The sequence below is a fragment of the Limnobacter parvus genome (assembly GCF_024623725.1).
In the GTDB taxonomy this organism is placed as follows: domain Bacteria; phylum Pseudomonadota; class Gammaproteobacteria; order Burkholderiales; family Burkholderiaceae_B; genus Limnobacter; species Limnobacter parvus.
In genome coordinates this window covers 173,660-186,723 of the sequence record NZ_JANKHG010000018.1, presented here as the reverse complement: position 1 = coordinate 186,723, position 13,064 = coordinate 173,660, and the positions used below count along the sequence as shown (strand labels likewise).

Genomic DNA, 13,064 nt, shown 5'->3' with positions numbered 1-13,064 from the left:
AACCACAATGAGAACAGATGCAGCAACAACCAGCCCCGTTCAAGTGGTTGATTTTGGGCAGTCGGAAACGGGTGTAGATCTTGAATTGATGAATCTGTTTCAAACGCAAGGGCTTTCAAAAGAAGATGCGCAGGCAAGCGTTGCAACGTTAAGTGACGACCAGAAAAAAATCATGTTGAGTGCACTCAGCAGCGGACGCGACTTTACCAACGAAGACTTGGTTGCGCTTGGGTTTGACCCATCCGTGGCTGACAATTTGTTGGTTGTGCAGAATGCCACAACTGTATATGGCCTGCCGTTGGCTAATTTCTCGATCTTGTTAATTCAGTTGTTAAGAGAGTCTTCAGCTGAAAGCAAGAAGATATTGAAGGACCTTCTTGAGGCTAGGGGAGTACAAGCAGAAAAAGTGTTTGGCCACGCCATGACAGCAGCATTCATCGACATTGGTTTTGGCGCTGCAACTGCTGGGGTTGGAACGGCGATTGGTGTTGCAGGTGCGCTCAAGGGCAGTCCAAAGCTGAATGACAAGGGGCAGCCTGTGCCAAGTTTGTTGGATAAATTTTTGCCCAGCCCAATTGCCTACAGCACCGTAAGCCAAGGTTGGAACTCAGTAGGGCAGGGTGTGTCAGGTATCGAACGTGCCAAGGGTGACATGGAAAATTATGAGAAAGAAGAAATTACCAGCTTGTACGATTTGGCAAAAACAGCATTTGATGAAGACAACCAGTTAATACACACCGCCGCCAACACCATTTAAAGGAGAGCAGAGCATGGTAACTCCCTATACACCAGGCATGTACGACAGTGGTGCTACTGGTCAAACAACATCAACCGGCACCGACACTGATGCATCTTCAGTGGCAGGTGATTTTTACGAGTTGCCAGATGGCCGGTGGGCTTATGACATCAGCGAATCTACCACGGTTGTGGCCAGCAGCAAGGAAGATCTATTGATAGTGCTGGAATTCGCGGGCGTACAGGTTGCTTATAATAAAAAACAACCGGACGGACCCAAGGGTAAGCAGGTAGGTGACATAAGCCTCTCCGACATGTTGGAAATGGGTATCCCACTATCACTCAGTCTTGAAAGGATTAACGGCCAAACTAGAAGTGTAATTGTATTTGACAAAGGGCTGGTTAACGAGGCAAAAAATTACGCCAATCAGAATTTCATGGGTGGCGACATTATCGAATACCCACCAGGATTTGATGTTTATTTTGAATCAACGCACAAGTTGGATTCTGAGGACCCCAATGTGCTTGCCCGTGAAACTGCCGGATTAAAGGGAGCAGCATTGGCACTCTATGAGCCGGGTAGTGCTCCAATTAATAAAGGTGAGGTAAGCCCGGAAACTCAAACAGTGCTTGATGAAGTGTTTCCCGGCGTAAAGCATGACCAAGGTCACGTGAATGCGCTGATTGCCATGGGTTTTCTTCAAAAAAATGAAAAGGGCGTGGTTGTAACAACACCGCATGGTACAAATTTCATGAACGCGCAGACCACAGTTGCGGGCAGCCAGAATACCCCGTTGTATCCACCTGCTTTGGGTCTTGGTGCATATAACCAGGAACAACTGGATGACGCTGCAAAAGCCAGCGGCTTCTTTTCCGGTGAGGGCTATGCGCCAAACGCCAACGCCGGTAGTGTTTCTGATTTGGCAAAAAAGCTTCTGGGTGGATTGGGAGGTGCGGAAACGCCGGTGCCATCCAATACTGTTATAGGTGAAGGCGCTGAAAGCATGTTTCAAGCCCTATTTGGTGGTGGGCCGCTTACTGCAGAACAGCTTGCGATTGCACGTGACATGGGGCTGGTTACATGGGACGCCGACACCGGCAAGATTGAACTTACGCCGAATGGCAAAATTTATGCTGATTCCGTGAGTGCGGCAACCTCGTCAGATCCGGCAGCTTCAGGACCCGTTGCACCTGCAAAACCCACTTACATGACCCACCCGGATTATCAAGCGTGGGTGAGGGCAGAAGCTTTGGGGAATGACAATGTCAAATTCCACCCAGACAACAGTGAAAAATCGTGGGATGCGGACAAATATGGCTCTCCACAAGAACTTGCGGACAAAGGGCTCCCTCTTTGGATGGCTGAATGGATTTTCAGAAATTTCGCAAACAAAGGAGTTGTTAGTGAGACAACCCTGAATGCCTTGATCGCAAACGGTGTCATAACCCAAGAGAACAAGGACAAGGGTGGCAAGAAGCATGATGCTTATGGCCTGACAGAGAAGGGGGTTAAATTGGCGCTTGCTGACCCGACTTCCAGCTTTATTAATGATCCCGAGACAATTGAGGGATATTTTCATGAGGGTATGGCAAGGGCTTGGTATGCAGAGCATAAATCACGCCCTGACCTTAAAGACGAGAAGGGCGGCGCATCTAATAAAGCCAGTTTTAGGCACTATTCGGTGATACACGGTAACGCGTTGGAAAATACGGCGAAGACTGGTCCGGACAGCGCCAAGTACACTGATTACTACAATACCTGGGCCAACGCTCCACAAGCGTTCGCGCCTGGAGCTGCCGAGGCACCCGCTTATGGTTAATTGGCCAAAGTGATTGTTGAGATAGCATGTGGCTTCGACCCTGCACTTACCGCACTGGAAGAGCAGGGGGAACTAAATAAGGCGATGGGTTACTTAAGAAAAACTACACATACCGGAATTTATGTCTTCTCCTTCATCAGCTAACAATTTACCTATCATCTCTGGGCCAAGCCAAGCTGGTCGAGAGCGGGTCGAAGATACTTCTGGCCATACAAAGAAATCTGCAATCGTTTGTGGCGCGGCCGCGCTGGGTCTGGCTGCTTTAACCGTGGGTTTGGTGGCAACACTGCCAGCTTCTGGCCCTGCCGTAGTGGCATTCGTGTTTTGTGCGGCAGTGGCCGGGTTGTTGATTTTTGGGGATTCTTCCGGAAAAAATGATGATCAGCCTGCACTTTCGCAAGCCGAACTTAACAGGCGGTATGAACGAAATTACATGGTGAATAACCAGCATGCAGATCAATTTGACATTGATGATCATTAAACACAAAAAATCAGTTGGCGATTCTTTGACCTGCATGTAATTCAATTATCTTTGATTCCCCACTAAATTTGAATATGTGTATATCCGTTTGACTTTCCTCTAGCTTGTCTTCAAAATCAAACAAACGTTTGATTGTTAAAGAATGCAGAGGAGACATTGCAGTGAGACTGACCCAGGAACACAAAGAACTGCAGCGCACCATTGAGCGCTTCGTAGACAATGAAATCAACCCGCATGTGGCCACTTGGGAGAAGGAACAGATGTTCCCCGCCCACGAGCTATTCAAGAAGATGGGCGATTTGGGTTTGTTGGGCCTGACCAAACCGGAAGAGTTTGGTGGTATGGGTCTGGATTACAGCTATTCTGTGGTCGCGGCCCAGGCTTTGGGAAAAATTCATTGTGGTGGCGTGCCCATGGCCATTGGTGTGCAAACCGACATGGCCACGCCCGCTCTGGCCCGCTTTGGCAGCGATGAACTACGTCGCGAATTTCTGGCGCCCGCTGTGGCTGGCGACATGGTGGCCTGTATCGGTGTATCAGAACCCGCAGCGGGTTCTGATGTGGCGGGTGTAAAAACAACCGCCAAAAAAGACGGTGGCGACTACATCATCAATGGCAGCAAGATGTGGATTACCAACAGCTTGCAAGCCGACTGGATCTGCCTGTTGGCCAATACCAGCGAAGGCAAGCCGCACCAGAACAAATCCCTGATTATTGTGCCCATGAAAACCCCGGGCATTACAATCGAGAAGAAGATTCACAAAATCGGCATGTGGGCATCCGATACCGGCCTCATCCACTTCGACAATGTGCGCGTGCCGCAGCGAAACCTGATTGGCATGGAAGGCGCGGGCTTCATGTACCAGATGATCCAGTTTCAGGAAGAGCGCCTTTGGGGCGCTGCCAACAGCATTGAAGGCATGATGCATGTGGTGAATGAAACCATTAATTACACCCGCCAGCGCAACCTGTTTGGCAGCACGGTGCTGGATCAACAGGTGGTGCACTTCACACTGGCTGAACTAAAAACTGAAATTGAAGCCCTGCGCGCCTTGGTGTGGCAAGCCACCGAAGAATACGTGGCGGGCGGCGAAGTGACTGAACTGGCCAGCATGTGCAAACTGAAAAGCGGCCGCTTGGTGCGCGAAGTGGCTGACAAGTGCCTGCAATTTTGGGGCGGCATGGGCTTTACCTGGGAAAACCCGGCCTCGCAGTTGTACCGCGATGGTCGCCTGATTTCGATTGGCGGTGGCGCCGACGAAGTCATGTTGAGCATTATTTGCAAATTCATGGGAATTTTGCCGGGCAAGAAAAAGAATGCCTAGGATCAAAAAACTGCTGGTTGCAAACCGCAATGAAATTGCGCGCAGAATTTTGCGCGCAGCCAAACCTATGGGTATTGCCACGGTGGCGGTGTATTCAGAGGCCGATGCAAAAGCACTCCATGTGCAGGAAGCCGATGAGGCGTATTGCATTGGCCCCGCCCCTTCGCTTGAATCGTACCTGCGAATCGACACCCTGATTGAAACTGCGCTGAAATCCGGGGCTGACGCCATTCACCCTGGTTATGGTTTTGTGTCGGAAAGCCCTGCTTTTGCACAAGCTTGTGCAGACGCTGGAATTACATTGGTGGGCCCCACGCCGCAGGCCATTGCTGACATGGCGGACAAAGCCCGTGCCAAAGAAATTGCGCAACAAGCTGGGCTGCCATGTATTCCGGGCTTCAGTGAGGCGGATTCGACCGTGACTGACTTGATGGCCGCGGCACAGCGCATCGGCTACCCGGTGATGATCAAGGCACTGGCAGGTGGCGGCGGGCGCGGCATGCGTTTGGTGAACAGTGAATCGGAATTCGCTGCGCAACTGCATTCAGCCCAGCTGGAGGCAAAAAACGCGTTCAACGACGACCGGGTGATGCTCGAAAAAGCAATCATCAACCCACGCCACATTGAAATTCAGGTGCTGGCAGACATGCATGGCCATGCGGTGCATCTTGGCGAACGTGATTGTTCTGTGCAGCGCCGCCACCAGAAAATTGTGGAAGAAGCACCCAGCCCGGCAGTGAATACCGAGCTGCGCGCGCGCATGGGTGAGGCGGCACTGAAACTGGTGCACGCCACAAACTACGTGGGCGCAGGTACGGTTGAATTCTTGCTGGATTCAAACTGCGATTTTTATTTCATTGAAATGAACACGCGCCTGCAAGTTGAGCACGGCGTAACGGAAGCGATTACCGGCATTGACCTGGTGCAGTGGCAACTGCGCATTGCATCGGGCGAACCCTTGACCTTGCAACAAAGCGACATCAATTTCACCGGCCATGCAATTCAAGGCCGTCTGTGTGCCGAAGACCCGGCCCGCGATTTCATGCCGCAAACAGGCCCTGTGTTGGCCTGGAAGCCCGATTTGCACAGTCGTTGCGACCACGCTCTTGAAGTGGGTGGCGAAGTAAGCCCGTGGTACGACAGCCTGTTGGCCAAGGTGATTGTGCATGCTGAAAGCAGACTAGCAGCTTGCGAGAAACTGGCCGATGCTTTGAATAGAACTACGCTGGTGGGCTTTGAGCACAATGCCTTGTATTTGCAACGCATTGCCAGCCATGCAGTGTTTCAACGTGGCAATTTTGGCACCGGGTTTTTGGCAGCGCATGCTGATGAATTGTTGAAGCCACAAACATTCGATGCAGAGCATGCAGTGGCCGCCGTGTTTCTTGCCTTTGAGCAAAACGCAACAAACAGCGCTTGGCCTTCAAGCCTGAGTGGCTTTTCAAGCACACGTGCATTGGCTCGCCCTTTGAAGTTGAAAGCTTCGGGTGCAGCGATCAATTTAAGTGTGACTAAAAACGCGGGGAGTTTTCAGGTTCAGGTGCGTACCGCCGGGCAGGAAGAAAGTGAAGTTCAACTTGAGCATTGGCAGGCGCTTGCCACTGAACAAGGCTTGCAAGTGAACACTGTGGTGAATGGCTTGCCGAGTCGGTTCATTGTATTGCCTTACATTGGTGGTGTTTGGGTAAAACGCCAACTGAACCCGCAGGCTGTGTTTGTGGAGGATGAGACATTGCGCAGTGCCTCAGCAACCGCAGAAGGGGTGTTTCAGGCCCAGATCAAAAGCCCGATGAATGGCAAGATTACGCAGGTGTTGGTACAGGTTGGCCAGGTTGTAGAGCCAGGCACGGTGTTGGTTTGCCTGGAGGCTATGAAGATGGAGCATCGAATTGCGGCCAAAGCGAGATCGACTGTAGAACAGGTGTTGGTTCAGGTTGGCGAGCAAATGAAATTGAAGCAACTCATGGTTCAACTCAAAGAAGTCGAATAACAGAAGCCGAATAACAGAAGCCCAGCAACGCGGCTTACGGAGACAGAGGAATGGATGACTTCTTCCGAAGTGTAGAGCGGTTTGTGAATGAACAAATCAAGCCGAATGTGAATGATTGGGATGAGGCCGGGGAGTTTCCTCGCGAGTTGTACAAGCAGGCAGGCGACTTGGGTTTGTTGGGCTTGGGCTACCCGGAAGAAGTGGGTGGATTTGAATGCACCCTGGCCGATCGATTGAAGCTTTCGAATCTGGTGTGCTCTGCGGGCAGTGGCGGTTTGTTGGCGGGTTTGTTCAGCCACAACATTGGCTTGCCACCGTTGTTGAACCACGGCAGTGAAGAATTGATTCAAATGATTGCCCCAGCTGTGTTGAAAGGTGAGGCCATCAGTGCACTGGCGATCACTGAACCCTCGGGTGGGTCGGATGTGGCGAACCTGAAAACCAAAGCCGAATTGTTCCAGAAAGACGGTGTGGCCCATTACCGCATCAATGGCGAAAAAGTGTTTATTACCAGTGGTGTGCGTGCCGATTGGCTAACCGTGGCGGTTCGTACAGGCGAGCCCGGTGCACGGGGTGTTTCAATGATGATGGTCCCTGGCAATGCCAAGGGCCTGACGCGCAGCCCGTTAAAGAAAACTGGATGGTGGATGAGCGACACCGCCAGCATTTACTTCGACAATGTAGAAGTACCTGCCAGCCATTTGGTAGGCAAGGAAGGCAAAGGCTTTCGAATTGTGATGGAAAACTTCAACACAGAACGTTTGATGCTGGCAGGGGCCTGCGTGGGGTTTTCGCGCGTGTGTTTGAACGAGGCGCTGGACTGGGCACAAAACCGGCAAACATTCGGCAAGCGTTTGCTGGACCACCAAGTGATTGCGCACAAGTTGGCCGACATGCGCATGAAAATTCGGGCAACCGAGGCGTGGTTTGATGAAACGATTGCTCGAATCGACAAGGGCGAGATCAATGAAGAGTTGATTGCCGACATTTGTTTGCTGAAAAACCAGTCCACTCAAACATTGCAGCATTGCGCAAATGAAGCTGTGCAAATTCTGGGTGGCATGGGTTTTATGCGTGGAAGCTCGACCGAGCGTATTTACCGGGAAGTGAAGGTGATGTGCATTGGCGGAGGGGCCGAGGAGATTATGAAAGAGCTGGCGATACGCCAACTTGCGTGGTGATTTCAAACCACCCCCCGAAAGAGGTACACTAAGCTGCTGCTGTTTGAACAATTCGAATAAATCGGCGCGCCACGGGAGTAATTTGAACGCGGTAAATCAGGATTTGTCAGTATAAAACCTACAATTATTGTAAAAGATTGTTAATTAATACGCAATTTTCGCATCCATTTTCTGATTTCAGCCAGTAAAACTCTCACAAGGCGAAACATTGCCGAACTTTTAAATGAACACACCATTGTCGGAGAATGCACTGTGGCTAATATCACTGGAATTATTAAAAGCGTGTTGGGAGAGGTTTCTGTAACCCGTCCTGACGGAGAACAAGTCCTTCTGAAGGAAGGCGACATTATTTCTGCAGGTGACACGGTCACCACCAGCGCTGAGGGCTCAGCCTACATTGAGTTCCCAGGCGTAGAAGGTCAGCAAGCCACCGAAGGTATTTTGCAAAGCAATGCGGTTGCTACTTTAAAGGAAGGCGAAGCGGGCGCTGAGTTCGAAATCGCACAAGGCGAATTTGAACTGATCACCGAAGGCGAAACTGTTGCGGTATCCGGCGCGGGCGGAATGTTCGGCCTGTTTGGCGCAGGTTTTGCCGCAGGTGGCTTGGCTGGTCCTTTGGCTGCAGCAGCAGGCGCGGCTTTTGTGTTGAGCAGCGACAACGATGACAACGGCGCAGTAGGCGGCGGATCAGCTGGTGGTGGTTCGGGCGAGCAGGTTGTGGGCGCTTTGGAGCCAGTTGTTGATGCAACCGGCTCAGCAGCGCCAGCCGTCGGCCAGCTCCTGGACGTATTGTCACCGGTTACCACGGTGGTTGATGAGCCTGTAGGTGCCTTGGCACCTGTTACCGGTGCCTTGGACCCCGTGCTGGAAGAGACCGCACCCGTAACCGATGCGCTGGAACCAGTTTTGACCCCGGTGAACAGCACGTTGACTGATGCGCTGGACGGCTTAAGCCCAGCCACTGATGCACTTGACGAGAACGTAACGCCCATCACTGAGGCTGTTGAAGAGGCCCTTTCACCTGTGGTCGACGTTATTTCTGGTGCCGTGGATACATCGCCCGTGAATTTGAGTGTGGTTGCTGATCAACTTGCCGGCGGTTTGAGCATGGTTAGTCCACAAATTGCAGATGGCGTTGCACAAGTGGTCGGTCAGCTCGACCCGGTTCTAGCTCCTTTGAATGATGGATTGGCTCAAGGTGTAGGCGCTGCTGCGCCTTTGTTTGATGGCTTGGCCACTGCAACGGATGCATTGCCAATGGTTTCGCAACCGTTGGCCGATGGTCTGGACCAGGTATTTGACGCACTGACTCCAGTCACTGATCCACTAATCGACGCCCTGTCCGGTGGTTTGCCAATTCCTGGTGGTGATGGCGGTGGTGCAGCTGGCCCAACTGGTACACCTTTGGACGCAGTACTTGGCCCAGTGACTGATGCCTTGGGTGGCGCCGGTGGTGGCGCAGGTGGTTTGCCCGGAATTCCAGAGACAGGTACTCCGCTGGACATGATTACCGAATTGCTGGACCCAGCCATTTTGACCGACGCCTTGGCGGGTGCTGGTGGTGGCGGTGCGGGTGGATTGCCCGGAATTCCAGAGACGGGTACTCCGCTGGACATGATTACCGAATTGCTGGACCCAGCCATTTTGACCGACGCCTTGGCGGGTGCTGGTGGTGGCGGTGCGGGTGGATTGCCCGGAATTCCAGAGACAGGTACTCCGCTGGACATGATTACCGAATTGCTGGACCCAGCCATTTTGACCGACGCCTTGGCGGGTGCTGGTGGTGGCGGTGCGGGTGGCCTTCCTGGCTTGCCAGCAACTGGCACGCCCCTGGATGATGTGACCTCCTTGCTGGATCCATCTTCCTTGCCAATTTCTTCAACGGGCACCCCGCTGGACGGTGTGTTGGGAATGCTGCCAACAGACAGTTTGCCCATCTAAGCTTTGTGGTATTGCTTGGGGCTCCGACCCCCGGGCAAAGTGAAAAGGCACCCTTCGGGGTGCCTTTTTGCATTCAGTTCGCTGCCAGCTGAAGCGCACCGGCTTTGGTCAGCATGCTGTCTGCAAAAGCGATACTGTCTGGCCTTAGCGCTGCTGCGCTGTCGTGCTCAGGGTCGCGATTCGAGAAATCGGTGCGAATAGACTTCACCCTTTTGTAGATTACCTCGAATGCTTCAGGCGCGACTTTGGCTACGTATGCCAAACCCACCAGGTCGGCCAAGGTTTCCTCAAAATGAACATTGTTTTTGAACTGAACACCCAGGTACGCTTCAAGCGCCTTTTTTGACTCAACGCGTTTTCCTTTCTCGGACATCAAGCAGTGTGTCAGTTCATGGGCTGAAGTGAAAGCCAGAAATGCAGCCTCCATTCCTTCATGGCCCGAATCCAGAAAATGCGACCACACGCGTTTGGCATCAGCATGCTGATTCACATGCAGCACGCAGGCCTTGACTCCACTGTTGGTCAAAAATGGTGAGGGGTTGTTCATGGTGCTTTCACGCACATGAATGCGCCTGGTGTCGATTGCGTACACCTGCGCAAACTGTCGAATTTCCTGTTGCATGGTGGCCGTGTCGGGCAGGCTGGCCTGGGGCGTGAACAAATTGACCAAACCAAAAAACAAACCGTTCCACATCGCATGCTCCAAAAACTCCGTTGATGTTTGTAGAACGGCAGTTTTGGGGTCTTTCAACATTGCACCAATGCGTTGCCCTTAAAGGGGGTATTCAAAGCGGGTGGGGGCGTGAAATGGGTGCGGTCGTGGCAAAATAGGGCGAATACGGCGCATATGAAAGGAGTCAATTCGAATGAGTATCAACAGCCCGGTGGCTATCGTGACAGGCGCGGCAGGCAATTTGGGACAAGCTGTGGCTGCCCATTTGGGAAACTTGGGCTACCGCCTGTTGTTGGTTGATTTGAAGCAGCCCGATTGGGACGGCGAGGGCGATGCAGTGTCGATCGGCAATGTCGATTTAACTTTGCCCGAGCACGCCGACGAAGTGGTGGCCCAAGCTTGGGAATATTTTGGGCAAATTGATGCGGTGGTAAACATCGCAGGTGGTTTTGTGTGGGAACGCCAAGTGGACAGTAGCCTGGACACTTGGAACACGCAGTACGCCATGAATGTACAAACCGCGGTGAACATGTGCCAGGCCATATTGCCGCAGTTTCAAGCGCAACAAAGTGGCGTGCTGGTGAACATTGGCGCGGCCGCTGCAGGCAAGGCCGCCGAAGGCATGGGTGCTTATGCGGCTGCAAAATCTGCAGTGCTGCGTTTAACCGAGGCACTTGCAGCGGAGAACAAGCATTTGGGCGTTCGAGCCAATGCAGTATTGCCCAGCATTCTGGATACGCCAGCCAATCGCGAAGCCATGCCGGACGCAAACCCGGCCGACTGGGTAACACCCGAATCGCTGGCCGGCATTATCGCGTTTTTGATTTCTGATGCAGCACGCGACATTAACGGCGCCGGTATTCCGGTGACTGGTCGGGTTTAAACAATGGAAACTGATTACTTTCGATTGGCAAGGCCGAACAGGTAGTTGTCGATCGTGAATTCCGCCTGTTCCATCAAATCGAACAATTCAGGGCTTAGCACGTAGTTCGCAAACAAGCCGTCGATCAGCGAGTGCAGGCCAATCGCCGCACGGCGGGCATTGATGTGTGCAGGTAGATCGCCCTTGTCAATGGCTGCCTGAAAGTCGGTTTCAATGGTCTGCAGACAGCCTTGAATGGTTTCCAAGTGCATGTCGCGAATGGGCAGCATGTCGTCGACCATTTCGGTTTTGTGCATCACGATGTCGAACACGCGTTGAATTTGCGGGTTTTCAGCCAAAGTGCGCACCACATGCATGGACCTAATGCGCAGGTACGCCAAGGGTTGTTGCTCGGGGTGCAGGTCGGGTGTCGCAATAAATTCATCCATTGGCAATATCACGCGCTGTAACATGGCATCGAACAGGTCGGCCTTGTTTTTGAAGTGCCAGTAAATGGCGCCCCGCGTTAGTTCAGCAGCCTTGGCAATGTCGTTCAGCGTGGTTCTGGACACGCCTTTTTCTGAGAACACAGCTTCAGCCGTGTCCAGAATCAGGTTGCGTGTTTCTTGCGCTTCTTCTTTCGTTTTTCTTACCACAATCGTTGTCGCCAATTTACAAAGTTATTTACATACACTCATGTATGTATGTATTATCTGACTTCTCAGTCATTAAATCAAGCCGAAAAATTCCCACAAGGATAGTACAGGGCACACATCATGCACAGCAAGCCATTGAATCTAAAGCAAACTCAAGCTTCTTCCTACAGCCGCGCATTCGCAGGGGTAACCCTTCTGCCCGCGTTGCTGGTGACTGTTTTGTCCGGCGCACTGTTGCTGGGCTGTGGCCAAGGCGCCGATGCGCAGGCACCCGGTGGCCCGGGTGCTGGCCAAGCCGCACCCGTGCCTGTGGTCGAGGTAAAAACCCAACAACTTGAACTGACCTACGAATACCCGGCACAAATTGCGGGTTTGCGCGAGGTTGAAATTCGCGCTCGAGTGGCGGGTATTATCGAGCGCCGCCTGTTTGAAGAAGGTGGCCGGGTGAAAAAAGGCCAATCGTTGTACAGCCTGGACAACGCCCCTTACCAAACCGCATTGGCCCGTGCCTTGGCTGATGAAAACGCTGCAAAAGTACGCGCAGCGCAGGCCGAACGTGATTACAAGCGCGTGATGCCCTTGGCAGAAAGCAAAGCGGTTTCGCAATCGGAACTGGATGGTGCGCAATCCGCGTTTGAAGTGGCCAAGGCCGATGTGTTGGTGGCCAGCGCAGCGGTGCGCGCAGCGCGTTTGAACCTTGAATATGCCCGCGTTGAGTCGCCTGTGAATGGTTTTGCAAGTCGTTCGCTGTATTCAGAAGGCAGCTTTGTTTCCGGCCCTTCCGAATTGCTGACCACGGTTACGCAGATTGACCAGGTGTACGTGAATTTTGGTATTCCTCAAAAAGACCATGAGCAGCTTAGAAAAGGGCTGGCCAGTGGGGCAGTGAATTTGCCCACCGGCGATTTGGTGGTTGAGGTGCTTGGGGCTGATGGCCAGCCCATGGGTTTCAAAGCCAAGCTTGGTTTTCAAGACGTGCGTGTGAACCCGGCCACTGGCACGGTGGACGCACGCGCTGTGCTGGTCAACGAGCGGGAAGTGTTAAGCCCAGGGCAGTTTGTGCGCGTGCGGATAAGCGGTGCAGTACAGAAAGATGCGGTGCTTTTGCCACAACGCGCTGTGCTTGAGAACCCGGAAGGCGGAAAAGTGGTGATGACAGTTAGCCCGGAAAACACCGTGGCACCCCGCCCGGTGGAAGTAGCCCAATGGATGGGCGACCAATGGATTGTGACCAAAGGCTTGGCCGCCGGCGACAAAGTGATGACCGATGGTTTTATGAAAGCGCCACCCGGTGCACCTGTAAAGCCGGTAATGGAAGGCAGCGAGAACCAGCCTGAGGTTGCAAAACCTGCAGAACCTGCAGCGCCAACCACTGAACCGAAGCAGTAAGGGGTCGATTC

At 52.7% G+C, this 13,064-nt stretch carries 11 protein-coding genes; 9 read left to right on the top strand and 2 right to left on the bottom strand.

The window, feature by feature from the left end; translation table 11 throughout:
- Positions 1-7 precede the first annotated feature (7 nt).
- From NSP04_RS11280 to NSP04_RS11250, 7 genes are all read left to right on the top strand, one after another.
- Entirely contained in the window at positions 8-757 is a 750-nt protein-coding gene (locus NSP04_RS11280; protein ID WP_257512452.1) for a hypothetical protein, read from the top strand.
- Positions 758-770: 13 nt separating this feature from the next.
- Positions 771-2,555, top strand: coding sequence for a hypothetical protein (locus tag NSP04_RS11275; protein WP_257512451.1), 1,785 nt, complete (start codon positions 771-773; stop codon positions 2,553-2,555).
- A 121-nt stretch (positions 2,556-2,676) separates the two neighbouring features.
- A complete protein-coding gene (locus NSP04_RS11270) occupies positions 2,677-3,036 on the top strand; it encodes a hypothetical protein (protein ID WP_257512450.1) in 360 nt (119 codons plus the stop codon).
- 161 nt (positions 3,037-3,197) lie between these two features.
- Positions 3,198-4,361, top strand: a complete 1,164-nt coding sequence (locus tag NSP04_RS11265; RefSeq protein ID WP_257512449.1) for an acyl-CoA dehydrogenase family protein — start codon at positions 3,198-3,200, stop codon at positions 4,359-4,361.
- Positions 4,354-6,351, top strand: a complete 1,998-nt coding sequence (locus NSP04_RS11260) for an acetyl/propionyl/methylcrotonyl-CoA carboxylase subunit alpha (RefSeq protein ID WP_257512448.1) — start codon at positions 4,354-4,356, stop codon at positions 6,349-6,351. Before NSP04_RS11265 ends, NSP04_RS11260 begins: the two co-directional genes overlap by 8 nt.
- 50 nt (positions 6,352-6,401) lie before the next feature.
- The gene (locus tag NSP04_RS11255; RefSeq protein WP_257512447.1) at positions 6,402-7,532 is read left to right on the top strand and encodes an acyl-CoA dehydrogenase family protein; all 1,131 of its coding nucleotides are present in this window, start codon (positions 6,402-6,404) and stop codon (positions 7,530-7,532) included.
- 252 nt (positions 7,533-7,784) lie between these two features.
- Positions 7,785-9,473, top strand: coding sequence for an Mce/MlaD family protein (locus NSP04_RS11250; protein WP_257512446.1), 1,689 nt, complete (start codon positions 7,785-7,787; stop codon positions 9,471-9,473).
- Between the two features lie 73 nt (positions 9,474-9,546).
- Here the strand turns inward: NSP04_RS11250 and NSP04_RS11245 are convergent, their stop codons facing one another.
- Positions 9,547-10,227 (bottom strand): hypothetical protein, encoded by a 681-nt coding sequence (locus NSP04_RS11245; RefSeq protein ID WP_257512445.1) that lies wholly within the window; start codon positions 10,225-10,227, stop codon positions 9,547-9,549.
- Between the two features lie 112 nt (positions 10,228-10,339).
- On the opposite strand from NSP04_RS11245, the gene NSP04_RS11240 reads away from it, so the two are divergent.
- Positions 10,340-11,029 (top strand): SDR family NAD(P)-dependent oxidoreductase, encoded by a 690-nt coding sequence (locus NSP04_RS11240; RefSeq protein WP_257512444.1) that lies wholly within the window; start codon positions 10,340-10,342, stop codon positions 11,027-11,029.
- A 14-nt stretch (positions 11,030-11,043) separates the two neighbouring features.
- Here NSP04_RS11240 and NSP04_RS11235 read toward each other — a convergent pair whose 3' ends face one another.
- On the bottom strand, positions 11,044-11,664 hold the full coding sequence (locus NSP04_RS11235; RefSeq protein ID WP_257512443.1) for a TetR family transcriptional regulator: 621 nt from the start codon (positions 11,662-11,664) through the stop codon (positions 11,044-11,046).
- Between the two features lie 120 nt (positions 11,665-11,784).
- Here NSP04_RS11235 and NSP04_RS11230 point away from each other — a divergent pair, with 120 nt between their 5' ends.
- Positions 11,785-13,053, top strand: a complete 1,269-nt coding sequence (locus NSP04_RS11230) for an efflux RND transporter periplasmic adaptor subunit (RefSeq protein ID WP_257512442.1) — start codon at positions 11,785-11,787, stop codon at positions 13,051-13,053.
- Positions 13,054-13,064: the final 11 nt, after the last annotated feature.